25 protein-coding genes are annotated in these 24,514 nt (G+C 64.3%); 16 read left to right on the top strand and 9 right to left on the bottom strand.

Annotated elements, in window-relative coordinates:
* Positions 1-161 precede the first annotated feature (161 nt).
* The 12 genes from coxB to EJ067_RS06580 all read left to right on the top strand — a co-directional run bounded on the left by coxB (position 162) and on the right by EJ067_RS06580 (position 9,928).
* The gene (gene coxB / locus EJ067_RS06635; protein ID WP_245468188.1) at positions 162-1,034 is read left to right on the top strand and encodes a cytochrome c oxidase subunit II; all 873 of its coding nucleotides are present in this window, start codon (positions 162-164) and stop codon (positions 1,032-1,034) included.
* 38 nt (positions 1,035-1,072) lie between these two features.
* Positions 1,073-2,722: a cytochrome c oxidase subunit I gene (gene ctaD / locus EJ067_RS06630; protein ID WP_126085233.1), complete on the top strand. Its 1,650-nt coding sequence runs from the start codon at positions 1,073-1,075 to the stop codon at positions 2,720-2,722.
* Positions 2,723-2,796: 74 nt separating this feature from the next.
* Positions 2,797-3,741, top strand: coding sequence for a heme o synthase (locus tag EJ067_RS06625; RefSeq protein WP_126085232.1), 945 nt, complete (start codon positions 2,797-2,799; stop codon positions 3,739-3,741).
* Entirely contained in the window at positions 3,738-3,920 is a 183-nt protein-coding gene (locus EJ067_RS06620; RefSeq protein ID WP_126085231.1) for a hypothetical protein, read from the top strand. The genes EJ067_RS06625 and EJ067_RS06620 overlap by 4 nt, the downstream gene beginning before the upstream one ends.
* Positions 3,921-3,927: 7 nt before the next feature.
* On the top strand, positions 3,928-4,557 hold the full coding sequence (locus tag EJ067_RS06615) for a cytochrome c oxidase assembly protein (protein ID WP_126085230.1): 630 nt from the start codon (positions 3,928-3,930) through the stop codon (positions 4,555-4,557).
* Between the two features lies 1 nt (position 4,558).
* A complete protein-coding gene (locus EJ067_RS06610) occupies positions 4,559-5,440 on the top strand; it encodes a cytochrome c oxidase subunit 3 (protein ID WP_126085229.1) in 882 nt (293 codons plus the stop codon).
* 84 nt (positions 5,441-5,524) lie between these two features.
* Positions 5,525-5,911 (top strand): DUF983 domain-containing protein, encoded by a 387-nt coding sequence (locus tag EJ067_RS06605; protein ID WP_126085228.1) that lies wholly within the window; start codon positions 5,525-5,527, stop codon positions 5,909-5,911.
* Positions 5,908-6,663 carry an SURF1 family protein gene (locus EJ067_RS06600; protein ID WP_189510441.1) on the top strand — a complete coding sequence of 252 codons (756 nt, stop codon included), beginning with the start codon at positions 5,908-5,910 and terminating at the stop codon, positions 6,661-6,663. The genes EJ067_RS06605 and EJ067_RS06600 overlap by 4 nt, the downstream gene beginning before the upstream one ends.
* Before the next feature lie 137 nt (positions 6,664-6,800).
* Positions 6,801-7,805: a 4-hydroxy-3-methylbut-2-enyl diphosphate reductase gene (gene ispH / locus EJ067_RS06595; protein ID WP_126085227.1), complete on the top strand. Its 1,005-nt coding sequence runs from the start codon at positions 6,801-6,803 to the stop codon at positions 7,803-7,805.
* A 6-nt stretch (positions 7,806-7,811) separates the two neighbouring features.
* Complete coding sequence (locus EJ067_RS06590) at positions 7,812-8,774, top strand: homoserine kinase (protein ID WP_126085226.1); 963 nt, start codon at positions 7,812-7,814, stop codon at positions 8,772-8,774.
* Positions 8,771-9,304 (top strand): ribonuclease HI, encoded by a 534-nt coding sequence (gene rnhA, locus EJ067_RS06585; RefSeq protein WP_126085225.1) that lies wholly within the window; start codon positions 8,771-8,773, stop codon positions 9,302-9,304. Before EJ067_RS06590 ends, rnhA begins: the two co-directional genes overlap by 4 nt.
* A 42-nt stretch (positions 9,305-9,346) precedes the next feature.
* Positions 9,347-9,928, top strand: coding sequence for a histidine phosphatase family protein (locus EJ067_RS06580; RefSeq protein ID WP_126085224.1), 582 nt, complete (start codon positions 9,347-9,349; stop codon positions 9,926-9,928).
* Here the strand turns inward: EJ067_RS06580 and EJ067_RS06575 are convergent, their stop codons facing one another.
* The 3 genes from EJ067_RS06575 to EJ067_RS06565 all read right to left on the bottom strand — a co-directional run bounded on the left by EJ067_RS06575 (position 9,929) and on the right by EJ067_RS06565 (position 11,830).
* Positions 9,929-10,405: a DUF2938 domain-containing protein gene (locus EJ067_RS06575; RefSeq protein ID WP_126085223.1), complete on the bottom strand. Its 477-nt coding sequence runs from the start codon at positions 10,403-10,405 to the stop codon at positions 9,929-9,931.
* Complete coding sequence (locus EJ067_RS06570; protein WP_126085222.1) at positions 10,405-10,887, bottom strand: peroxiredoxin; 483 nt, start codon at positions 10,885-10,887, stop codon at positions 10,405-10,407. Before EJ067_RS06570 ends, EJ067_RS06575 begins: the two co-directional genes overlap by 1 nt.
* Positions 10,888-11,023: 136 nt before the next feature.
* Positions 11,024-11,830 carry a protein-disulfide reductase DsbD domain-containing protein gene (locus tag EJ067_RS06565; protein ID WP_126085221.1) on the bottom strand — a complete coding sequence of 269 codons (807 nt, stop codon included), beginning with the start codon at positions 11,828-11,830 and terminating at the stop codon, positions 11,024-11,026.
* Positions 11,831-11,957: 127 nt separating this feature from the next.
* Between EJ067_RS06565 and EJ067_RS06560 the strand changes: the two genes are divergently transcribed.
* On the top strand, positions 11,958-12,566 hold the full coding sequence (locus EJ067_RS06560; protein ID WP_095813713.1) for a YqgE/AlgH family protein: 609 nt from the start codon (positions 11,958-11,960) through the stop codon (positions 12,564-12,566).
* 273 nt (positions 12,567-12,839) lie between these two features.
* Here EJ067_RS06560 and EJ067_RS06555 read toward each other — a convergent pair whose 3' ends face one another.
* The 4 genes from EJ067_RS06555 to thrC all read right to left on the bottom strand — a co-directional run bounded on the left by EJ067_RS06555 (position 12,840) and on the right by thrC (position 19,151).
* Entirely contained in the window at positions 12,840-15,728 is a 2,889-nt protein-coding gene (locus EJ067_RS06555; RefSeq protein ID WP_126085220.1) for an EAL domain-containing protein, read from the bottom strand.
* A gap of 3 nt (positions 15,729-15,731) precedes the next feature.
* Positions 15,732-16,328, bottom strand: a complete 597-nt coding sequence (locus tag EJ067_RS06550) for a GNAT family protein (RefSeq protein WP_126085219.1) — start codon at positions 16,326-16,328, stop codon at positions 15,732-15,734.
* A 118-nt stretch (positions 16,329-16,446) separates the two neighbouring features.
* Positions 16,447-17,739: a pitrilysin family protein gene (locus EJ067_RS06545; RefSeq protein ID WP_126085218.1), complete on the bottom strand. Its 1,293-nt coding sequence runs from the start codon at positions 17,737-17,739 to the stop codon at positions 16,447-16,449.
* 14 nt (positions 17,740-17,753) lie between these two features.
* Positions 17,754-19,151, bottom strand: a complete 1,398-nt coding sequence (gene thrC / locus EJ067_RS06540) for a threonine synthase (protein WP_126085217.1) — start codon at positions 19,149-19,151, stop codon at positions 17,754-17,756.
* Positions 19,152-19,280: 129 nt separating this feature from the next.
* Between thrC and EJ067_RS06535 the strand changes: the two genes are divergently transcribed.
* On the top strand, positions 19,281-20,027 hold the full coding sequence (locus EJ067_RS06535) for a hypothetical protein (protein WP_126085216.1): 747 nt from the start codon (positions 19,281-19,283) through the stop codon (positions 20,025-20,027).
* 99 nt (positions 20,028-20,126) lie between these two features.
* Here EJ067_RS06535 and EJ067_RS06530 read toward each other — a convergent pair whose 3' ends face one another.
* A complete protein-coding gene (locus EJ067_RS06530) occupies positions 20,127-21,689 on the bottom strand; it encodes a winged helix-turn-helix domain-containing tetratricopeptide repeat protein (protein ID WP_126085215.1) in 1,563 nt (520 codons plus the stop codon).
* 109 nt (positions 21,690-21,798) lie between these two features.
* Between EJ067_RS06530 and EJ067_RS06525 the strand changes: the two genes are divergently transcribed.
* Positions 21,799-22,260: a cupin domain-containing protein gene (locus EJ067_RS06525; protein ID WP_126085214.1), complete on the top strand. Its 462-nt coding sequence runs from the start codon at positions 21,799-21,801 to the stop codon at positions 22,258-22,260.
* Between the two features lie 68 nt (positions 22,261-22,328).
* On the opposite strand, the gene EJ067_RS06520 is transcribed toward EJ067_RS06525, so the two are convergent.
* Positions 22,329-23,018 (bottom strand): HAD family phosphatase, encoded by a 690-nt coding sequence (locus EJ067_RS06520; protein ID WP_126085213.1) that lies wholly within the window; start codon positions 23,016-23,018, stop codon positions 22,329-22,331.
* Between the two features lie 284 nt (positions 23,019-23,302).
* Here EJ067_RS06520 and EJ067_RS06510 point away from each other — a divergent pair, with 284 nt between their 5' ends.
* Positions 23,303-24,436, top strand: a complete 1,134-nt coding sequence (locus tag EJ067_RS06510; protein WP_126085211.1) for a site-specific DNA-methyltransferase — start codon at positions 23,303-23,305, stop codon at positions 24,434-24,436.
* Positions 24,437-24,514: the final 78 nt, after the last annotated feature.

The following is a 24,514-nucleotide window of genomic DNA, read 5'->3' as shown; positions in this document are numbered from 1 at the left end:
CAAAAATGCCGCACGGTTTCGCCCGCTCCTTCCTTGCGGAGGGAAATAGAGTATGGTTTGAACCACCTTAGGACAGACCGGGATTCCCAATCCCGGCGTCGTTCGTTATTGGTGCGATCCGATCGCAGGAAGTGGGAGACGAGAGGGCGATGAGAAAATTCATGGCAGGCGCCAGACTTCTGGCAGGTGCTGCGGCCGCAGGCGCGCTCCTCTCCGGCACGTCCGCCTATGCTGATCAGCCGCGGCCATGGGAAACCGCCTTCCAGGCGCCCGCGACCGAGATGATGCGGCAGATCGAATGGTTCGGGAACTACACGTTTGTGTTCATTGTGGTGATCACCCTTCTGGTGCTGATCCTGCTCGCCTATTGCATCCTGCGGTTCCGCGCGAGCGCTAACCCGTTGCCCTCGCGGACCAGCCACAACACGCTGATCGAGGTCATCTGGACGGTCGGGCCGGTCATCGTCCTGCTGCTCATCGCCATTCCCTCGTTCCAGCTGCTCACCGCGCAGTACACGCCGCCGGAAGAAGCCAAGCTCACCGTCAAGGCGACCGGCAACCAGTGGAACTGGGACTACGAATACCAGATCGACAAGAGCTTCTCCTTCAACTCGGCGATCCTTCAGGATGGTGATCGCGCCAAGGCCGGCAAGGAAGACCGCAACCTCTACCCGCGCCTGCTTGCCGTCGACAACGAGCTGGTGGTGCCGGTCAACACCATGACCCGCGTGCTGATCACCGCCACCGACGTCATTCACTCCTTCGCCGTGCCGTCCTTCGGCATCAAGATGGACGCCGTGCCGGGCCGCACCAACGAGACCTGGTTCAAGGCCGAGAAGGAAGGCCTCTACTACGGTCAGTGCTCGCAGCTCTGCGGCAAGGATCACGCCTTCATGCCGATCGCGGTTCGCGTCGTGTCCGATGCGCAGTTCAAGACCTGGCTGGAGACGGCCAAGACCGATGTGCCTGCCGCCAACAAGGCGCTGATGGCCGAGATCGATGGCACCAACAAGGTAGCGGCCGCCGGCAACTGACGCCGCGGGTTAGCAAGATTTAGGGAACGGAGCGGAATATGGCAGAGGCTGCAGCTCACGAGCACCACGACCACAGGCCGCATGGCTGGGTCCGCTGGGTGTATTCGACCAACCACAAGGACATCGGCACGCTCTACCTGATCTTCGCGATCATCGCCGGCATTATCGGCGGCGCGCTTTCGGTCGCCATCCGCATGGAGCTGCAGGAGCCGGGCATCCAGATCTTCAGCGGTCTGGCGCAGATGGTCTACGGCATGCAGGGCGACGCCGCCATCGACGGCGGCAAGAGCATGTACAACGCCTTCGGCGCCGCGCATGGCCTGATCATGATCTTCTTCATGGTGATGCCGGCCCTGATCGGCGGCTTCGCCAACTGGATGGTGCCGATCATGATCGGCGCGCCGGACATGGCTTTCCCGCGCATGAACAACATCTCCTTCTGGCTGCTGCCGCCGGCCTTCATCCTGCTGCTTTCCTCGATGTTCGTGCCGAGCGCGCCCGGCGCCTTCGGCGTCGGCGGCGGCTGGACGATCTATCCGCCGCTCTCGACCTCCGGCCAGCCTGGTCCCGCGATGGACCTCGCGATCCTGTCGATCCACATCGCCGGCGCCTCGTCGATCCTCGGCGCGATCAACTTCATCACCACCATCTTCAACATGCGCGCGCCCGGCATGACCATGCACAAGATGCCGCTGTTCGCCTGGGCGGTACTGATCACGGCCTTCCTGCTTCTCCTGTCGCTGCCGGTGCTGGCGGGCGCCATCACCATGCTGCTCACCGACCGCAACTTCGGCACCTCCTTCTTCGTGCCGGACAATGGCGGTGATCCGATCCTCTTCCAGCACCTATTCTGGTTCTTCGGCCACCCCGAGGTGTACATCCTGATCCTGCCGGGCTTCGGCATCATCAGCCACATCGTCTCGACCTTCTCGAAGAAGCCTGTCTTCGGCTATCTCGGCATGGCCTACGCCATGGTCGCGATCGGCGCCGTCGGCTTCATCGTCTGGGCGCACCACATGTACACCACCGGCCTGTCGCTCGACACGCAGCGCTATTTCGTGTTCGCCACCATGGTCATCGCGGTGCCGACCGGCGTGAAGATATTCTCCTGGATCGCCACGATGTGGGGCGGCTCGATCTCCTTCAAGCCGCCGATGCTGTGGGCGCTGGGCTTCATCTTCCTGTTCACGATCGGTGGCGTCACCGGCGTTCAACTGGCCAATGCCGGTCTCGACCGCTCGCTGCACGACACCTATTTCGTGATCGCCCACTTCCACTACGTGCTGTCGCTGGGCGCGGTGTTCGCCATTTTCGCCGGCTGGTACTACTGGTTCCCGAAGATGACCGGCTACATGTACTCGCCGGTGATCGCCAACACCCACTTCTGGGTCACCTTCGTCGGCGTCAACCTGATCTTCTTCCCGCAGCACTTCCTCGGTCTCGCCGGCATGCCGCGCCGTACCGTCGACTACCCGGACGCGTTCGCCGGCTGGAACATGGTCTCGTCCTACGGCTCCTACATCGCGGCCGTCGGCGTTGCGATCTTCCTCTATGGCGTGTTCGAGGCCTTCCAGAAGAAGCGGGTCGCCGGCGCCAATCCGTGGGGCGAGGGTGCCACCACGCTCGAATGGCAGCTGCCTTCGCCGCCGCCGTTCCACCAGTGGGAACAGCTGCCGAAGATCAAGTAAGGCGGCTGCCCGAAATACGAGGCCGCCGGCGAGCCGGCGTTCTTGGCCAACGGAATGATGGACTTTAAGTACGCATGGCCCTTGCCGACCACAAATTGATGGAGGAAGTTGGCTTTCGAATGTCGGAAGCCACCGCGGGCGATTTCTTCGCTCTCCTCAAGCCGCGCGTCATGTCGCTGGTCGTCTTCACGGCCTTTGTCGGCATGGTCGCGGCGCCGGTCGCCATCAATCCGCTGCTGGCGGTGATCGCCATCCTGGCGATCGCGATCGGCGCCGGCGCCTCGGGCGCGCTCAACATGTGGTACGACGCCGACATCGACGCGGTGATGACAAGAACCGCCGGCCGTCCGGTCCCGGCCGGACGCGTCACGCCGGGCGAGGCGCTGAGCTTCGGCCTGGTGCTGTCGGCACTGTCGGTGATGACGCTGGGCGTGCTCATCAACTGGCTGTCGGCGGCGCTTCTTGCCTTCACCATCTTCTTCTACGCCGTCGTCTACACGATGTGGCTGAAGCGCTGGACGCCGCAGAACATCGTCATCGGCGGTGCCGCCGGCGCCATCCCGCCGGTGATCGGCTGGGCCGCGGTGACCGGATCGGTCAGCCTCGAAAGCCTGATCCTGTTCCTGATCATCTTCCTGTGGACGCCGCCGCATTTCTGGGCCCTGGCGCTGTTCAAGTCGGACGACTACGCCCGCGCCGGCATCCCGATGATGCCGAACGTCGCCGGCCCGGCCTCGACCCGCCGCCAGATCTTTGCCTATGCGCTGATCCTGGCGCCGGTCGGCGTGCTGCCCTGGCTGCTCGGCTACACCACCGCCGCTTATGGCGCCGTCTCCCTGGCGCTCGGCCTGGGCTTCGTCTGGTATGCCTGGAAGGTGCTGGGGATGAGCGACGACGACCGCGCGATGAAGCCGGCCAAGGCGCTGTTCGGCTATTCGCTACTCTATCTCTTTGCAATCTTCGCCGCCTATCTCGTCGACAGCGTGGTCGGGCGCGCCCTCGTCATGGGGGGAGCATGATCGTGGCCGACAAGAACCTCGAACTGGTCACCTTGACCGAACGCCAGCGGAAGGCGCGGCGCAACCGCTCCGTCGCCATCGGTGTCGCGCTCGCCGCGCTCGTCATCATCTTCTACATCGCCACCATCGTGCGCTTCGGCCATCACGCTTCGGGCGTGATGCCCACGAATTTGATGTGAGGCGGCGATGAGCGTCGAGACCAGCCCCCTCAGGAAGAACAGCAACCGCATCGTGGTGGCGGTTTGCCTCGCCTTCTTCACCGGCATGGTGGGCATGGCCTATGCGGCGGTGCCGCTCTACAAGATGTTCTGCCAGGTCACCGGTTATGGCGGCACGACGCAGCGCGCCGAGAAGCAATATGCCGGCCGCGTGCTCGACCGCGACATCACCATCCGCTTCGACGCCAACACCAACGGCATTCCGTGGCAGTTCGAGCCCGTCGCCCGTTCGGTGACGATCAAGATCGGCGAGACCACGCAGGCGCATTACAGCGCCACCAACAAGTTCGACCGCCCGATCACCGGCCGCGCCTCCTTCAACGTGCAGCCGGAAATGGCGGGCGCCTATTTCAACAAGGTGGAGTGCTTCTGCTTCACCGACACGACGCTGAAGCCCGGCGAGACGCTGGACATGCCGGTCGTGTTCTATGTCGATCCAGACATCGTCAACGTGCCGGAACTGAAGGACTTGAAGACCATCACCCTGTCCTACACCATGTTCCCGGTCGAAAAGAAACAGCCGGTCGCGTCGTCCGCGCCGGCTGCTGGCAAGAACAGCAACAAAGTTCCAGATTCCGAAGCAAGCCTCGGGGGTTGATATGGCAGACGCGCACGCAAAACCGAACCACGACTACCATCTCGTCAATCCCAGCCCCTGGCCTTTCCTGGGCTCGATCGGCGCGCTGGTCACGGCCATCGGCGGCGTCTGCCTGATGCAGTATCTGAAGGCCGGCAACTTCCCGGTCTTCGGCCACAACATCGCCAATCCGTGGCTGTTCTTCATCGGCCTGATCATCGTGCTCTACACGATGTTCGCCTGGTGGTCGGACACAATCAAGGAAGCGCATGAGGGCCACCACACGCGCGTCGTCTCGCTGCATCTGCGCTACGGCATGATCATGTTCATCGCCTCCGAGGTGATGTTCTTCGTCGCCTGGTTCTGGGCCTTCTTCGACGCCAGCCTGTTCCCCGGCGAAGCGGCGCAATATGCCCGCACCACCTTCACCGGCGGTGTCTGGCCGCCGAAGGGCCTGGAGGTTCTCGATCCCTTCCATCTGCCGCTCTACAACACCATCATCCTGCTCCTGTCGGGCACGACGGTGACCTGGGCGCATCACTCGCTCCTTCACGGCGACCGCAAGGGCCTGATCAACGGCCTAGTGCTGACCGTCGGCCTCGGCATGCTGTTCACCATGGTGCAGGCCTACGAGTACATGCACGCGCCCTTCGCCTTTAAGGATTCCATCTACGGCGCCACCTTCTTCATGGCGACCGGCTTCCACGGCTTCCACGTCATCATCGGCACCATCTTCCTGCTCGTCTGCCTGGTGCGCGCGATGCGCGGCGACTTCACCCCGAAGCAGCATTTCGGCTTCGAGGCGGCTGCCTGGTACTGGCACTTCGTCGATGTGGTCTGGCTGTTCCTGTTCAGCTGCATCTATGTCTGGGCCTCGAATGGCGCGTTGATCGAAGCCCATTAAACCGACGGTTTTCGGAATCCCAAAAGGCGGCTGCGGCGACGTGGCCGCCTTATCTTTTGCGCGCAATGCGATAGGATGCCCGACATGAGCGAAGACAAGGCGATCTGGCCACCCATCGACCCGATCTCGGCCGGGCTGCACGGCCGCTGCCCGCGCTGCGGCGAGGGCAAGCTGTTCTCAGGCTTCCTGACTGTCGGCAAGCGCTGCTACAGTTGCGGCCTCGACTATTCCTTTGCCGATGCCGGCGACGGCCCGGCTGTCTTCGTCATCCTGATCATCGGCTTCATCGTCGTCGGTCTGGCGCTGTGGATGGAAGTGACGCTGAGCCCGCCGCTCTGGCTGCATTTCATTTTGTGGATACCGCTGGCGCTGGTGCTCAGCCTGACGGCGCTGCGCCTGATCAAGGGCGTGCTGATCACCCTGCAATATTCGAAGAAAGCCGCGGAAGGCAGGCTGGACAGCGGCCAATGAGCGATACGACCGGTTCGGCTGCCGGCCCTTGGCGGCCGCGCTCGGCATTGCTGCTTGGTCTCGGCCTTGTCCTGTTCGCCATTCTCCTCGGTCTCGGCACCTGGCAGGTGCAGCGCATGCACTGGAAGGAAGGGCTGCTCGAGACCATCGACAGGCGCACGCACGCGGCGCCTCTGCCGCTGGCCGATGTCGAGAAGGAATTCGCCGCCTCTCATGATGTCGACTACACGCCGGTGACGGTGACCGGCACCTTCCTGCACCAGGGCGAGCGGCATTTCTTCTCGACCTGGGAAGGCAACAGCGGCTTCAACGTCTACACGCCCCTGCAGCTCGAAGATGGCCGGTTCGTGCTCGTCAATCGCGGCTTCGTCCCCTACGATCTCAAGGATCCGGCCAAGCGCCGGCAGGGCGAGGTCGCCGGCAAGGTGACGGTGACCGGGCTTGCCCGCAATCCGCTCCCGGAAAAACCTTCGATGATGCTGCCCGACAACGATGTCGCCAAGAACATCTTCTACTGGAAGGACCGCGACGTCATGGCTTCGAGCGCCGGCCTGACGGCAGGCGCCGGGCTGGTGCCGTTCTTCATCGATGCCGACAGGACGCCCAATCCCGGCGGTCTGCCGGTCGGCGGCGTTACCATCATCGATCTGCCGAACAACCACCTGCAATATGCCGTCACCTGGTATGGCCTGGCCGCCGCCCTTGCCGCGGTGCTGATCCTGAGGCTCCGCCGCCCGGCGAAGGAAGGTTGAGCGCGGCCGCTCTTGACAGGGCAGGGCTGCACGCCTCATTTCGCCCTTGAGCAATTCCAGGAAAAGTGTGAGCGGTTTTCCGTCCGGAATTGCGTCAAAACAATCAGATAGCTTTCCGACTGAACCGGCCCGTTTTGATGATTGAGAAAAAGCCACCGCTGACGATCAGGCTCTGCCAGCCGCGCGGCTTCTGCGCCGGTGTCGACCGCGCCATCCAGATTGTCGTGCTGGCGCTGAAGAAATACGGCGCGCCGGTCTATGTCCGCCACGAGATCGTGCACAACCGCTATGTCGTCGAAGGATTGCAGAGCCTGGGCGCGGTGTTCATCGAGGAATTGTCCGAGATCCCACCCGAGCATCGCCAGTCGCCGGTCGTCTTTTCCGCGCATGGCGTGCCGAAATCAGTGCCGGCCGACGCCGAGGCGCGCCACCTCTTCTATCTCGACGCCACCTGTCCGCTGGTGTCGAAGGTGCACAAGCAGGCGATGCGCCATCAGCGGCTCGGCCGCCACGTGCTTTTGATCGGCCATGCCGGCCACCCGGAGGTGATCGGCACGATGGGGCAGTTGCCGGAGGGCGCGGTGACCCTGATCGAGACCGAAGCGGATGCGGCAACCTTCGTGCCGACGGACCCGGCGGCGCTTGGCTTCGTCACCCAGACCACATTGTCGGTCGAGGACACCGCCGGCATCATCCGGGCGCTGCAGGAGCGCTTCCCGCAGCTTCACGCCGCGGCGGCCGAATCGATCTGCTATGCCACCACCAACCGCCAGGAGGCGGTGAAGGAAACGGCCGCCGGCGCCGACCTCTTCCTCATCGTCGGCGCGCCGAACTCGTCCAACTCGCGGCGTCTTGTCGAAGTGGCGGAGCGCGCCGGGGCCGCGATGTCGCTTCTCGTGCAGCGGGCTGCCGAAATTCCGTGGGATGAGATCGGCGAGATTTCGACGCTCGGCCTGTCGGCCGGCGCCTCGGCGCCGGAAATCATCGTCGATGAGATCATCGACGCCTTCCGGCAGCGCTTCGACGTCACCATCGATCTGGCCATCACGGCCACCGAAACGGAGGATTTTCCGGTGATGCGGGTGTTGCGCGATGTCGAACTGACGGCGGCCGACATGGCCTTCGTCAACGGAGCCGCGTAAACCCAGATGGCCGTCTACACCGACGTCAACGAAAACGAGCTGAGCGCATTCCTGAAAGCCTATCCTGTGGGCGAGCTCCTGTCTTACAAGGGCATCGCCGAGGGCACCGAGAATTCGAATTTTCTCGTCCACGCTTCCACCGGTTCCTATATCCTGACGCTCTACGAGAAGCGCGTCGACAAGGCCGATCTGCCGTTTTTCCTCGGCCTGATGGGCCATCTCGCGCGGAAAGGCATTTCCTGCCCGCTGCCGGTCACCGCGCATGACAGCACCGTCATCGGCACGCTCGCCGGCCGGCCCGCAGTCATCATCACCTTCCTCGAAGGCCTGTCGCTCAGGCGCCCGACGGCGGCGCATTGCGGCGAGGTCGGCAAGGCGCTGGCCGCGCTCCATCTCGCCGGCCGGGATTTCCCGATGCAGCGGCCGAACGCGCTTGCCATCGACGGCTGGCGCAAGCTCTGGGCCGCGTCGCGCGACCGCGCCGACGAGGTCGAACCGGGCCTGGCGGCGGAGGTCGACGCAGACTTTGCCGAATTCGAGCGCAACTGGCCGGTCGACCTGCCGCAAGGCATCATCCATGCCGATCTCTTCCCGGACAATGTCTTCTTCCTCGGCGAAAAACTGTCGGGCCTGATCGACTTCTATTTCGCCTGCGACGACCTCTACGCCTACGATGTCGCCACCTGCCTCAACGCCTGGTGCTTCGAGAAGGACTTTTCCTTCAACCTCACCAAGGGCACGGCGCTGCTTGCCGGCTACCAGTCGGTGCGGCCGCTCGAAGGCGGCGAGAAGGCGGCGCTGCCGATGCTGGCGCGCGGCTCGGCGCTGCGCTTCATGCTGACCAGGCTCTATGACTGGCTGACCATCCCCAACGGCGGCCTGGTGATGAAGCGCGATCCGACCGAATATATCCGCCGCATGCGCTTCCACCGCGCCATCAGATCGCCATCCGAATACGGGCTGATATGAACAAAGAGATCGAGATCTTCACCGACGGCGCCTGCTCGGGCAATCCCGGCCCAGGCGGCTGGGGCGCTGTGCTGCGCTACAACGGCATCACCAAGGAGCTGTCGGGCGGCGAGGCGGAGACCACCAACAACCGCATGGAACTGCTTGCCGCCATCACCGCGCTCAATGCCCTGAAGGAACCCTGCACGGTCGATCTTTATACCGACAGCAAATACGTCATGGACGGCATCTCCAAATGGATCCATGGCTGGAAGAAGAACGGCTGGAAGACCGGCGACAGGAAGCCGGTCAAGAACGGCGAGCTCTGGCAGGCGCTCGACGACGCCAACCGGCGCCACAAGGTCACCTGGCACTGGGTGAAGGGCCATGCCGGCCACCCGGAAAACGAGCGCGCCGACGAACTGGCAAGGCAAGGCATGGCGCCGTTCAAGCCGAAGCAAGCGCGGCCGGCACCGGTTGTGGCTGCGCCGAAGCCGGGAGGCGCTCCGGCCAGGAAGCCCGCGCCCCGACGCTCGACCCAGAGCTATTGATCTCCGCAAAGGAGCCAGCTCTCTGACCGGAGGAGCTCAGTCGTGCCGATCGCCTACTACATCACGCACCCCCAGGTTCAGATCGACGCCGACATTCCAGTGCCGGAGTGGGGGCTATCCGACATCGGCAGGGCGAGAGCCTCTGCAATGCTCGATCAGCCCTGGGTCGGGTCGATCCGGCGCATCGTGTCGTCGGGTGAACGCAAGGCGACCGAAACCGCCGAAATCCTGGCAAGGCATCTCCGTCTTGCCGTCGAGGTGAGGGGACGGATGCATGAGAATGATCGGTCGGCAACCGGCTTTCTGCCGCCGCCGGAATTCGAAGCGGTCGCGGATCAGTTCTTCGCAAATCCGCACGTCAGCATTCGCGGATGGGAGCGAGCTGTCGATGCCCAAAATCGTATCGCGGGCGAAGTCGAAATCGCGCTCGCAACCAATGAAGGCGATGACATCGCTTTCGTAGGCCATGGCGGAGCAGGAACGCTTTTGCTGCTCCATCTGAGCGGGCAGGAAATCAGCCGCGAGGCCGATCAGCCGGCGGGCGGCGGCAATTACTTCGCCTACGATATCGGCGCACGACGCGTCATCCATGGATGGCGGCCGATCGACAGCCAGCCGCGCTGACTACCGGAGCAGCAGCGCCGTCGAAAACAGGCCGACCGCGAAGACCGTGTGCGAGACGAGGTTGAGCGTGCGCACCAGCATCGGGTTGGGCAGTTTGGACGCCGCCCAGCCGGCGCCCATGCCGGGCGCCAGCAGGAACCAGCCGGCGCCGACGGTGACGATGCCGAGGATGAAGGCCGGCAGGAAGGTCGGCGCGGCAAGCCAGCCCGCGCCCGCGAGCACGACCAGGATCACGCCGTAGAGGATGCCGACCAGATAGTGGAACGCCCAGCCCAGCGCCTTTTCATGCGCATAGGGCGCGGCCCGGCCGATATCGTCGTGGAAGACCTTCTCCGGCAGGTGCCGGACCCAGCGGCCGACCAGGCCCCAATTCGGCCGCGGCAGGCCGAACGCCTTGTTGAGCACGATCGCCCAGACGTCCATGAAGACCGTGGCGCCGATGCCGATCGCGACGGCGCGCCAGGCGATATCGAGCATCAGAGCTGCTCGAGGATCTTGGCCGCGCCGCTCTCGTCGACACCCGGCTTGCTCTCGACATTGATCGCCGTGACCTTGCCGTCCTCGACGATCATCGAAAAGCGCTTCGAGCGCAGCCCCATGCCGCTCGCGGAAAGATCGTTGTCGAGGCCGACCGACTTGGCGAAGTCGGCGCTGCCGTCGGCCAGATAAAGGATCTTGCCTTCGCCGCCGGTGAAGCGCGCCCAGGCGCCCATGACATGGACGTCGTTGACCGAAACGACCGCGATGGTGTCGACGCCGCGCGCCAGGATGGCGTCGTGGTTCTCCAGATAACCCGGCAAATGGTTGTTGCTGCAGGTCGGCGTGAAGGCGCCGGGAACGCCGAACAGCACGACCTTCTTGCCGGCGAAGATTTCAGCGCCGGTCACCGGCTTGGCGCCGTCGGCGGTCATCACCTTGAAGGTCGCTTCGGGCAGTTTTTCGCCAACCGAAATGGTCATGGATTCCTCGCTTGGGGATTGGAAGGATCTGTGCCTGCGTATCGGACTGGGCGGGTTCCCGCAACCATCCAGAGCAATTGCAGGAAAACTGCCCGGCGGTTTTCCGACCGCAATTGCGGCTCCAAGAGGGGCTGGATCAAGGGAAAGGCAGCAGTCCGTCCACCGCGCCCTCGGCGCTGGTCAGCGTGTAGTACAGCCCCCCACCCGTAGGCGTCGCCGACGGCCGGTCGAGGATCGGCACGGTGAAGACAAGCTTGCCGTCCTTTTCGCTGCGCACCGGCGCGCCGAACATGTAGTCGCGCTCGCCGGCGATGAAGAAATCGACCGAGTCCGGATCGCCCGGGGACCGCGCCTCGACCATAAGGGTCTCGTGGTCGCCGGACAGCACGCGGATGCCGAAATCGGGCCGCGCCGGCGAGGGCAGCATTGCAAGCGCCGTCTTCACCAGCGCCGCGTCGACAGCGTTGTCCGGATCGGACGTCGGATCGACGCTGAGCCGGGTCTGCACCGGAATGCAAATCGTCTCGCATATGCCAAGGAAGACGTTGGCGTCGATCGTCGCCGGCTGGTCGGGCGACGACAGCGTGAAGGTCACCGGCAGCGACACGGGGCGGTCGTAACCGGCCCACTTTCCGTAGCCGTCGTCGTGCCGCTGCGGCGGCGGGAACGACAGCCTTGCGTCGGCGATGTTGGTGCTGGCAGTGATGTCGATCTGCGGCGGCACGCCGGCGTCGCCGGGGTCGCGCCAGTAGGTTTTCCAGCCGGGCTTGAGCGCAATGTCGAGCACGCCGTGGATCTTGCCGGCCTCGTCAGGCTTGCCGCTGGTCACCAGCCGCACCTTGCCGCCTTCGCTGTTGTACCAGGCCGAGGACGATGCCTCGGCCGGCAGGCCCGCTCCCAGGCCGATGACGGCGCCGAGCGCCGCAATGTTCAGGTATCGCATGGCGGTGATTTGATCGCCCGTTCTTGGCCGCGCAATGATTTCATTGTCCTGCCGGTATCATATTTGCGTGACATCCGGCAGCCTCACCATCTTTTCGGCGCGGCGGAAACGGGTTACGCTCAACGTCATGGACTTGTTGCGCCACAAAAAGAAGGCGGCCGGCCGCGGCTTTCTCGACGATCAGTTCCTGATTGCCATGCCCGGCATGAAGGACGACCGTTTCACGCGCTCGGTCATCTATATCTGCGCCCACAGCGACGAGGGCGCCATGGGCCTGATCATCAACCAGACGCAGCAGATGCTGTTCCCGGACCTTCTGGTGCAGCTTGGCATCGTGAACGAGCAGGAAGCGATCCGGCTGCCGGCGCATGCGCGCGACTTCGTCGTGCGCAATGGCGGGCCGGTCGACCGCAGTCGCGGCTTTGTGCTGCATTCCGGCGACTATCGTGTGGAATCCTCGCTCAACGTCTCCGACGACATCTGCCTGACCGCCACCGTCGACATTCTTCGCGCCATCTCGACGGGCCGCGGGCCGCGTCATGCGCTGATGGCGCTCGGCTATTCCGGCTGGGGTGCCGGCCAGCTCGAAAGCGAGATCGCCGAGAATGGCTGGCTGACCTGCCCGGCGACGCCCGAACTGCTGTTCGACGCCGACATCGAGCGCAAATACGACCGCATCCTTGCCTCGATCGGCATCGATCTCGCCCATCTCAGCGCCGCTGCGGGGCACGCGTAAAGCCAACCAACGCTCGCGATTAGCATGAACGCTCGCGCCTTCGTCATCCTAGGGCGAAGCAGGAGCGAAGCTCCGTCGCGAAGACCCTAGGATCCATGCCGTGACCTTATCGAAGGGCGCAGCGGCTCAGAATTCTGAACCGTTGCAACGCCTTAGCGTAATGGCATGGATCCTAGGGTCTGCGCTGCGTCGCTTCGCTCCTTGGTTCGCCCTAGGATGACGAGGTTGGGGGTTGTCTCCGCCAGTCTGCAACCGCTGGCGCGCTGCGCCAGGCTAAGCCTGCGTCAGCGGGTACTGCTCCCTCAGCGTCTTCAGCACCTGGTCGCCGGGCATCGGCGCGCCGAACATGAAGCTCTGGACATATTCGCAGCCCATCTGGCGCAGCTCCAGCGCGTCGCTTTCGTCCGAGATGCCCTCGGCCACGACCGACAGGCCGAGCTCATGCGCCATGTTGACCATCGATTTGAGCAGCACCGCCCGCTTCGGCGTCGCGTCGTCGACGAAGCTCTTGTCGATCTTGATCGTGTCGAAGGGGAAGCGCGTCAGATAGGACAGCGAGGAATAGCCGGTGCCGAAATCGTCGAGCGACAGCCCGATGCCGAGCTGTTTGAGCTTGCTCAGCACATGCGCGGTCTGCTCGGGATTGTCCATCACCAGGGATTCGGTGAGCTCGAGCCGGAAGCAGCGCGGCTTCAGATTGGCGCGCGCGATGACCGAGCGGACGTCGCTGACGAGGTCGCGGCGGATGAGCTGCCGGCTGGAGAGATTGACCGAAACCGACAGCGGCGCGTCGCCGATCTGTTTCTGCCAGGTGGCGAGATCCTCGGCCGCCTGCTGCATGGCGAACAGACCGAGCTGCACGATCAGGCCGCAATTTTCGGCCACCGGGATGAAATCGCCGGGCGGGATCATGCCGCGCCTGGGATGGTCCCAGCGCAACAGCGCCTCGAAGCCGGCGACGCTGCCGTCCTCCAACCGCACGATCGGCTGGTAGGCGAGCGTGAACTCGCGCCGCTCGATGGCGCGGCGAAGATCGGATTCGAACTGCAGCCGGTCGGTGCCGACGGTGCGGAAGGCCGGCCGGAACGGCTCGATCCTGTCGCCGCCGAAACGCTTGGCCTGGTGCATGGCAAGCTCGGCGTCCTTGACCATGTCCTCGGACGAGGTCTGCGCCGTCGTCCAGGTGATCAGGCCGATCGAGGCGGTGAGCACGATCTCGCGCTTGGCGAAGGTGATCGGGTTGTTGATCGCATGCTTGATGGCGTCGGCCATGGCGGCGATGCGGGCAGGGTCCTGCTCGGAAAGCAGCATCAGCGCGAACTGGTCGCCGGCAAAGCGCGACAGCGAATCCTTGGGCTTGAGCAGACGGTGCAGCCGGCGCGCGATGGTGAGCAGGATGGTGTCGCCGGCGGAAATGCCGAGCCCGTCATTGACCTGCTTGAAGCGGTCGATGTCGATGACGAAGACCGTCGGGCGCACCTTGTCCTCGGTGCGGGCGATCGAGATGATCGCCTCCAGCCGGTTCATGAACAGCTCGCGGTTCGGCAGGCCGGTGAGGTTGTCGTGCACGGCGTCGTGCAGCAGCCTTTCCTCGGACTTCTTCTGCTCGGTGACGTCGACCATCGTGCCGACGCAGCGGATCACTTCGCCGTCCGAGCCGATCACCGGCCGCGCCCTCAGCGAAAACCAGTGATAATGGCCGTCGGCGCCGCGCAGGCGGAAATTCTGCGCCACCCGGCCGCGGCGGTGCTCCAGCACCACGTCGAGCGTCGTGCGGAACGTGTCGCGGTCGTCGGCATGCAGCACCGGCAGCCAGTTGCGGGCCGCGCCCGACAGGCTGTTGGGGGCGAGGCCGAGCTGCAGGCTGATGTCGGGCTTGGTCACCACGCGGTCGCGCAGCACGTCCCAGTCCCACACGGTGTCGCCCGATCCGGCGACCGCGAGCGCCTGGCGCTCGAGGTCGGAGAACAGGCCCTGGTGCAGCGCGCCGCCGGCGAAGGCGTGCTGCATGACGGTGAAGCCGATCAACAGGATGATCAGGATCAGGCCGCCGCCCAGCGCCGGCTGGGCGATATCGTTGTCCAGCATCCCGGTGATCGCCATCCACGACCCGCATAGCCAGAGCAAGACCATCACCCAGCTCGGCACCAGCATGATCGCGCGGTCATAGCCGCGAATGCCGAGGAAGATGATGAGGCCGAGGCCGGTGAGGGCGGTTGCCGCGAACGAGATGCGGGCTATGCCGGCGGCGACCGCCGGATCGACGATCGCCACGCCGGCGATCAAGAGCAGGCCGAGGATCCAGACCAGCGCGCCATAGCTGAAATGGCCGTGCCACCGGTTGAGGTTGAGATAGGCGAACAGGAACACCACGAAGGTCGCGGCCAAAGCCACCTCGGTTCCGGCCCGCCACATCTGCTCATTGCCGGGCGAAATCTCGATGACCTTGTTGAGGAAGCCGAAATCGACGCAGATATAGGCGAGCACCGCCCAGGCGAGGGCGGCGGTGGCCGGGAACATCGAGGTTCCCTTGACCACGAACAGGATGGTCAGGAACAGCGCCAGCAGCCCGGCGATGCCGATGACGATGCCGCGGAACAGCGTGTAGGAATTGACCGAGTCCTTGTAGGATTCCGGCTCCCACAGATAGACCTGGGGCAGCTTCGGCGAGGCAAGCTCGGCCACGAATGTGACCACCGTGCCGGGGTTCAGCGTCACCCGGAAGACGTCGGCGTCGGGGCTGGTCTGGCGGTCGAGCGCGAAGCCTTCGCTGGGCGTGATCGCCGCGATGCGGGTCGAGCCGAGATCCGGCCAGAAGATGCCGGAATTCACCAGGCGGAAATGCGGCGCGACGATCAGTCGGTCCAGCTGCTGGTCGGTGGTGTTGGCGAGCGCGAACACCGCCCAGTCGCCGGTCGAGCGCGCGTCCTTGGCCTCGACCTCGATGCGCCGCACGATGCCGTCGGGGCCGGGCGCGGTGGAGACCTGGAAATTCTCGCCCTGGTTCGGGTAGATCTCGAGGGCGCCCGAAAGATCGAGCGCCTTGTCGTCGCGGGCGATCTTGATCGGCTCGACGGCTAGCGCCGGCGCGGCTGCCGAGAGCGTGACGACGACCGCCAGGATGAGGGCGAACAGCGACGCGATTCGCGGAAAATTCGTCACATATCAGCCCTTCGTTCCATCACCCGGCGGATCGTCCGCGATCCGGGCGTAGAGGTAGTGATCCTGCCAGATGCCGTTGATCCTGAGATAGGATCGCAGAAGTCCTTCGCGCCGGAATCCGGCTTTTTCAAGCACGCGGATCGACCGGGCGTTGTCGGGAATACAGGCAGCCTCGATCCGGTGCAACCTCAGCGTATCGAAGGCAAAACGCGACACCAGCTTGACCGCTTCGGTCATCAGGCCGCGGCCGCCGTAGCGTTCGCCGATCCAGTAGCCGATATGGCCGCTTTGCGCGACGCCGTGGCGGATGTTGCCGAGCGTGATGCCGCCGGCGAGCTTGCCGCTCGACTTCTCGAAGATGAAGAAAGCGATGGCCGTGCCTTGCGCATAGTCCTCGCGGTAGCGGCCGATGCGCAGCCGCCAGGCGGTGCGGTCGAGCTCGTCCGGCTGCCAGCGCGGCTCCCAGGGCTCGAGGAAGGCGCGGCTTTCGCCACGCAGTGTCGACCACTCGCGGTAGTCGTTGGTCAGCGGCACGCGCAGCGTGACCTTTTCACCCTTCAGTGCCGGCAGGTCGCGACGAAAGAAAGGGAGCGCGAACACGGCGTTTGTTCTAAGCAGATATTCGTGGGATGCCCCACGAATATCTGCTTAGATTCCCTGGTTTTTCGCAGGTTCTGATCGCAAAACCGTGGGACACTTTTGCGGAACCTGCTTAGGGTTAGACGGCGAGCCTGCGGGCCGTCGTCTGCGGACCCGCAAGCGATTCGAGGATCGCCTCGTAGGGCGCCAGCGTGCCTACCGGGCCGACGGCGGTCAGCGTCGGCTTGGTCGAGAACAGCCGCGACGAGAGGTCGGTCAGCCGCTCGACGGTCAGCGCCGCCAGCCGCTCCATCAACTCCTCCTTGGCGATCGGCCGGCCGAACAGGAGCAATTGCCTGGCGATCTGCGAGGCGCGGCTTGCCGGGCTCTCGGCCGACATGATGAGGCCGGCGCGATATTGCGCGCGTGCCCGGTCGAGCTCCTCCTGCTGGATGCTTTCGCCGGCCTTCTGCAGTTCGTTGATGATGACCGGCACCAGCTTGGCGATATCGCTCTGCCCGGTCGCGGCATGCACACCGAAAATGCCGGTGTCGGAGAAGCCCCAGTGGAAGGCATAGACCGAGTAGCACAGGCCGCGCTTCTCGCGCACCTCCTGGAACAGCCTCGATGACATGCCGCCGCCGAGGATCATCGACAGCACCTGCGAGGCGTAGAAGTCGCGCACATGGTAGGCGCGGCCCTCGAAGCCGAGCACGATCTGCGCATCCATCAGGTCGCGGTCGTCGCGGAAGTCGCCGCCGACATATTGCGCATATTGCGGAATGCTGCTGTCGGCCTTGGCGCGAAAGCCGCCGAGCTGCTTTTCGACCTCGCGCACGAAATTGTCGTGCTTGATGTCGCCGGCCGCCACGATCACCATCCGCTCGGCGCCGTATTGCCGCTCGATGAAATCGTGCAGCTGCTTAGAAGTGAAGGATTTGACCGTCTCCGGCGTGCCGAGGATCGATCGGCCGATGGTCTGGTGGCGGAAGGCGGTTTCGGTGAAGCGGTCGAAGACGATGTCGTCGGGCGTGTCGTGCGCGGCGCCGATCTCCTGCAGGATCACATGCTGCTCACGCTCCAGTTCCTCGGGATCGAATTCCGATTCCTGCAGGATGTCGGCCAGGATATCGACCGCCAGCGGCACATCGTCGGAGAGCACCCTGGCATAGTAGGACGTCGTCTCCACACTGGTGGCGGCGTTGATCTCGCCGCCGACATTCTCGATTTCCGAGGCGATCTCGAAGGCGCTGCGCCGCTTGGTTCCCTTGAACGCCATGTGTTCGAGCAGATGGGCCATGCCATGCTCTTCGTCGCGTTCATTACGGGCGCCTGACTTGACCCAGGCGCCAAGGGCAACGGATTCGAGGCTTGGAAGGGTTTCGGTGGCGACTGTCAGGCCGTTCGACAGACGGCTTACCTCAACACCCATATGGCAACTACTCCCTAACGGGCCGCCCGCGTGTGGCGGCTCACGTAATCTTCCACCATTTTCAGCTCGGATGGAAGTATGGTGTACTTTTCGTCGGCTGTCATCAAGCCGGCAAGCCATGAGGGGAGCGCCGGGGCAACGCCGCTGGCAGCCTCTACCGCTGCCGGGAACTTGGCCGGATGAGCGGTGCCCAGCACCACCATGGGCACGGCGCCAGACGGCTGGCCGGCGGCTACGTGCACGGCGGCCGCCGTGTGCGGATCGAGCAGGTAGCTGCTCGCTTCGAGCGTCTGGCGGATGGTTGCGGCAACCTCCTCGACGCTGGCGCGGCCGGCGTCGAACTCCGCGCGGATCCTGGCCATTTCGCCTGCTTCGACGGTGAAGGCGCCGGATTGCTTCAGCCCGTTCATGTAGCGCCTGACGGTGGCGGCATCGCGGCCTGCAGCCTCGAACAGCAGGCGCTCGAAGTTCGACGACACCTGGATATCCATCGATGGCGAGGTGGTGGCGAACACGCCCTTGGTACGGTATTCGCCGCTCGACAATGTGCGCGCCAATATGTCGTTGTCGTTGGTGGCGATGATCAGCCGTTCGACCGGCAGCCCCATGCGCTTGGCGGCGTAACCGGCGAAAATGTCGCCAAAATTGCCGGTCGGCACGGTGAAGGACACCGGCCGTTCGGGCGCGCCGAGCGATAGCGCGGAGGAGAAATAATAGACGATCTGGGCCATGATGCGGGCCCAGTTGATCGAATTGACGCCCGACAGCGACACCCTGTCGCGGAAGGCGTGATCATTGAACATGTCCTTCAGCAGGCCCTGGCAGTCGTCGAAATTGCCTTCGATCGACAGCGCATGGACGTTGGCCGCGCTCGACGTCGTCATCTGCCGCTGCTGCACCGGCGAGACCTTGCCGTTGGGGAAAAGGATGAAGATATCGGTGCGGTCGCGGCCGGCGAAAGCGTCGATTGCGGCACCCCCGGTATCGCCGGAGGTGGCGCCGACGATGGTGGCGCGCTGGTCGCGTTCGGCAAGCACATGGTCCATCAGCCGCGCCAGTAGCTGCATCGCCACGTCCTTGAAGGCGAGCGTCGGGCCGTGGAACAGCTCGAGGACGAAGGTGTTCGTGCCGGTCTGCACCAGAGGGCAGACCGCGTCGTGCCGGAAAGTCGCATAGGCCTCGCGCACCAGCCGCTCGAAGACGGGCGCGGCGATCTCGCCGCCGAGGAAGGGCGTCAGGACGCGGATGGCAAGGTCGGGATAGCCAAGTCCGCGCATGGCACGGATGTCGGCGGCCGAGAACTGCGGCCATTCGCGCGGCACGTAAAGCCCGCCGTCGCGCGCCAGCCCGGCCAGCACCGCGTCGGAAAATCCAAGCACGGGCGCATCCCCGCGGGTACTCACATATTGCATCGCTAACAGTCCATTTGCTGCCGGCCGCGTCATCCACGACAAATTGGTTAATTTTGCGAACCGGCTCAGTCGCATTTTCGCCGCGGCGTTGATATACGTCACCGGCTTTGTGAGAGGGAAGAGCAGTTTATGGCGTTTAATTCGGTCAACCGTCGTTTTGTCGCGGGTCTGGCGCTTGCCGGCTTTATGCTTGCCGCCGCCGGCTGCCAATCCAGCGACAACGGCATCCTGGACTTCGGCTTCGGCAAGAAGGATCCGACCGCGCCGCCGCCGCCGCAGGATCCGAAAGTGCTGGCCAGCCAGCTGCGCGCCTACTGCCCGAAGGTGACGCTGCGTGACGGTACCGCCTTCTTCAACACCTACGCCAAGGGCGCTGGCGCCAAGCCGAAGAAAAAGAAGGCTGACGCCGCAGCAGACGCGGAAGCGTCGGCAGCCGCCGCGACCGCGCAGACCGGGCCGGACGGAACGCCGGTCGATCCCAATCGCGATCCCGCCAAGATCGTCTACCAGGCCTCGATCACCGACCTGACGCGCGACTGCACCCACGAAAACGGCCAGCTGACGATGAAGATCGCGGTCGCCGGCAAGGTCGTGCCTGGCCCGATGTTCGCGCCGGGCACTGTCACCATGCCGATCCGCGTCGCGGTCCAGCACGGGCCCGACGTGCTCTATTCGCAGCTGCACCAGTACCAGGTGCAGGTCACCGACCCGTCGGCCGCCACGCAGTTCGTCTTCACCGACGCCAATGTCGTGGTGCCGGAGCCGACCGCGCGGGATTACCAGGCCTATGCCGGCTATGACGAGAACACGCCGGCACCAGAGGACAAGTCCAAGGGCAAGAGGAAGAAGCGCGTCGCCGCGACGGCGACGAATTGACGCGTGGCTTCGCCGACGCGCGGCCGCAAACTGACTGACGCAGGCGGGACGAAGCCGTAGCACGTCAACGGCGCGTCGAAGCGCTCGCGGTTGGTCGGGCTACTCCGGCAATCCGGCCTCCCGCAGCGCGCGGCCAAGAGCCTCTGCGAGCGCGGGCGCACAATTCACGCCGGCAAACTGGCGGCTGTAGCGAAAGGCAGGCTGAAGCTCGAGCACGCGCGCGGCGGCCGCCCTCGCTTCGTCCAGTCGGCCAAGCTTGGCCAGCGCGGCGGCCAACTGCACATAAGTGATACTGTGCGCCGGATTGGCTTGAACAGACTTGTAGGCCGCACGGCACGCTTCTTCGTAACGCCCGCGCAGCAAATGGCTCATTGCTTGCGCATCAAATGCGGCCCAGGCCCATGGATCGAACGGGCTCAGCCGCATACCCTGCTCGCTCCATTCTATCGCGCGCTCGGCCTCGCCGCTCCATCCGAGAATGACACTGCCGAGAATGTAGGTCAGTGCCGACGACGGGCTGATGGCAAGGGCAGCTTCCAAGGCGGTGAATGCAGCGGAGCGATCGTGCGCATCCATTCCGATGGAAAATCCGGCCCACGTCAGGGCGAGTGCATCATCTCGTCCATGGACAATGGCCGAGCGGGCGTGGCGGATCGAAGCGGCTCGGTTGATCTCCTGCAGGCCGGCGCGGAGGAACAGGCAGTGGTGGCACATCGCGGCATTGCCGTGCGCCAGCGCATAGGTTGGCTCGAGCGCGATGGCGCGGTCAAGAAGCACCAGCGCTCGCGTCACCTGGCCAGGCATGCCTGAATCGACGTCAGGCTGGGCTTGCAGCACCAGGTCATACGCGTCGAGACTGTCGGGGCGTTTGCGCCTGACTCGTTCGATTTCCGCTTTCCGCACGCTTGGTGCAATCGCCCCCACCACTGACAATGCGATCTCATCCTGAAGCGCAAAGATGTCTTTGGAGCTGCGGTCGTAACGCTCGGCCCATACATGCGCACCGGTCGACGCATCGATCATCTGCCCGGTCACGCGCACGCTGTCGCCGGCCTTGCGCACACTGCCTTCGAGGACATAGCGCACGCCAAGCTCGCGGCCGACCTGCTTCACGTCCACGGCGCGGTGCTTATAGGTGAAGGTCGAGTTTCGGGCGATGACGAACAGCCACTTGATGCGTGCGAGGCCCGTGATGATGTCGTCGACCATCCCGTCGGCGAAGTACTGTTGCTCCGGATCGCCGCTCAGGTTCGAGAACGGCAGGACCGCGACGGAGGGTTTCTCAGGCAAAGTCGGTGCCGATGCGGCGCCGGCGGCAGCCTGCGCGTCGGGACCATTCATGACAACGGGCGGTCCGACATACCGGTAACCACGTCGCGGCAGCGTTTCGATCCAGCTGTCGGCATTCGCCGCGTCGGCCAGCACCCGGCGCAGGGCTGCGACCTGAACCGTCAGATTGTTGTCCGCAACCGCCAATCCGCCCCAGCCGGCCTCGATCAGCGCGTCCTTGGACACGGGTACGCCGGCGTTCTGGATCAGCAGGCGCAGCAGCGCAATTGCGCGTTGCCCAAGTAAGGTCGGCTCGGCCCCATAGAAGAGAATGCCCGCCCCCGGATCGAGGCGGAACGGGCCGAACTGGCAGGTGTCGCCCCTGATTGTCATTCGAGTCTTTTAGCAAATTTTTGGGAACGGATTCACGACTTTCCGGCATGGACGGCCGATGCTGCACGAGTGCTGGCCAGAAGTGAGGGCCCAGTCGGAGGAGGATCACATGAGCGCAAATGCCGTCATCTGTATGCCCGATGAGAACAAGGGCGTCATGCTGCGTGGTCATCCCATGGTCTTCCTCGTCACCGGCGAAAATAGCAGGCACACGAGCATGTTCGACTGGACCATTCCTCCGGGGTTCGCCACCGGGCGGCATGTTCACCGGGTGCAGGAGGAAACCTTCTACCTGATTGAGGGCGAGTGCGAGTGGCATGTCGGCGAGAAGACGATCCGCGCAACGCCCGGAACCTATCTTTTCATCCCGCCGGAAGTGCCGCACAACATCACGAATGTCAGCGAGAAACCGGCACGCGTGCTGATGACCGTCTCGCCGCCTGGCCACGAGCATTATTTCGAAGAGCTCGCCAAACTCGCCGCGCAGGGTGCGCCGGATCCACAAGCACTCGCCGATCTGCGAAACCGCTACGACACCGATCAGCTCTCGACGTTGACAACACGCGGGTAGTCTCCGTCCGACATTCGATGGCTTCCGCCGTTTCGCTGCGGGGAACCTTCGGACGCGACCAGATGAGCCTAAGCGTCTTCCGACCACTCCGACAGCGCCGCGATCGTGCTGCCGAGCTCCGCGAAGCGGCGGATGACCGTCTCGGCGCCCGCCTCGGTCAGCGCGTCGGCATGGCCCGGATAGCTGTGTCCCGCGCCGGTGAAGCCGATGACGCGCATGCCGGCCGCCCGGGCGCCGGTGATGCCGTGCACGGAATCCTCGATGACGAAGGTGTTCTTCGGGTTGGCGCCGAGTTGTTCGGCGGCATAAAGGAACACGTCCGGCGCCGGCTTGGTCTTTTTGCTCGGGATGTCGAGCCCGGAGAAGATGCGGCCGGCGAAGAAGGGCAGCAGGCGCACCTTCTCCAGCATGAACTCGACCCGATCCTTGCGGGAATTGGAGCAGACGGCGCGCGGCACCGTGACCGCCGCCACCGCCTCGCGGGCGCCGTCGATGACGCGCACGTCGCTGCGCAGCTTGCGGTCGACGAGTTCCTCGGCGCGGTCGATCAGCGAGGCCTGGAAGGGAATGTCGGACTTCTCTTCCAGCCGCAGCATGATGTCCTTGAAGGTCAGCCCGGCATAGGACTCGAAAATCTCTTCGGCCGAGATCTCGAATCCGGCCGATGTCAGAAGCTCGGCCTCGACGCGCGCGGCGACGATTTCGGAATCGACGAGCACACCGTCGCAATCGAAGATGACAAGGTCTGGCTGAGGCATGGCAATCCAAAGTGTAGGCGGAAAATGGCCTGACTGGCTTAGAGCATGATGCCGAAAAGTGTGGAGCGGTTTTCGGACGACATCATGCTCTATTTCTTTGATTTAGGGACGGATTCAGATTTCAGGTCGAACAGACCTGAAAACATCCGGCTCCAGGCGGCGCGGCATACACCAATGGAGCGGTCTTCGCAAATCGCGCGAGGCTCGGCCGCCTTCACCGAATGTTTACGCTGATCGGTAACCATAACAGTCAGTAAACCGTAACGCGTGCTTTGGGTGTTTTCATGTCTGCCGTGCGTCTTCTCGACGAGCTTTCCCACGCTCCCCTTAAGTCCGAATGGCTGGACACGATCCTGAAGGGCGACTGCGTTGCCGCCCTCGACAGGCTGCCGGAAAAGTCGATCGACGTCATCTTCGCCGACCCGCCCTACAACCTGCAGCTCGACGGCGACCTGCACCGGCCCGACCAGTCGAAGGTCGACGCCGTCGATGACGACTGGGACCAGTTCGAAAGCTTCGAGGCCTATGACGCCTTCACTCGCGCCTGGCTGCTCGCGGCGCGGCGGGTGCTGAAGCCAAACGGCACCATCTGGGTCATCGGCTCCTATCACAACATCTTCCGCGTCGGCGCTCGCATGCAGGATCTCGGCTTCTGGATCCTCAACGACGTCGTCTGGCGCAAGACCAACCCGATGCCGAACTTCCGCGGTCGCCGCTTCCAGAACGCGCATGAGACGATGATCTGGGCCTCGCGCGACCAGAAGGCCAAGGGCTACACCTTCAACTACGAGGCGCTGAAGGCGTCGAACGACGATCTGCAGATGCGCTCCGACTGGCTGTTCCCGATCTGCACGGGTGGCGAGCGCCTGAAGGACGACAACGGCAACAAGCTGCACCCGACGCAGAAGCCGGAGGCGCTGCTTGCCCGCATCATGATGGCCTCGACCAAGCCGGGCGACGTCGTGCTCGATCCCTTCTTCGGCTCCGGCACCACCGGCTCCGTTGCCAGGCGCCTCGGCCGCCACTTCGTCGGCATCGAGCGCGAGCAGGCCTATATCGATGCCGCCAACGAGCGCATCGCGGCCGTTCGCCCGCTGGCGGACGCCGATCTCACCGTGCTTTCCGGCAAGCGCGCCGAGCCGCGCGTCGCCTTCATCAGCCTGATCGACACCGGCCTGGTGGCGCCGGGCGCCACGCTCTACGACGCCAAGAAGCGCTGGGCCGCCAAGGTGCGCGCCGACGGCACGCTGGCGATCGGCGACAGCGCCGGTTCGATCCACAAGATCGGCGCTGAAGTGCAGGGGCTGGATGCCTGCAACGGCTGGACCTTCTGGCACTATGAGCGCAGCGGCGGCCTCACCCCGATCGACGAGCTGCGCCGCATCGCCCGCCTCGGCATGGAGCGGGCAGGGGCCTGATCCGCCAAAGCAATTCCAGGAAAAGTGCGCAGCGGTTTTCCGTCCAGAATTGCGGAAAACAATTCAGAGCGGTACGGC

Origin of the sequence: Mesorhizobium sp. M1D.F.Ca.ET.043.01.1.1 (assembly GCF_003952385.1) — a bacterium.
In the GTDB taxonomy this organism is placed as follows: domain Bacteria; phylum Pseudomonadota; class Alphaproteobacteria; order Rhizobiales; family Rhizobiaceae; genus Mesorhizobium.
This window is presented reverse-complemented; position numbering and strand designations above follow the sequence as displayed.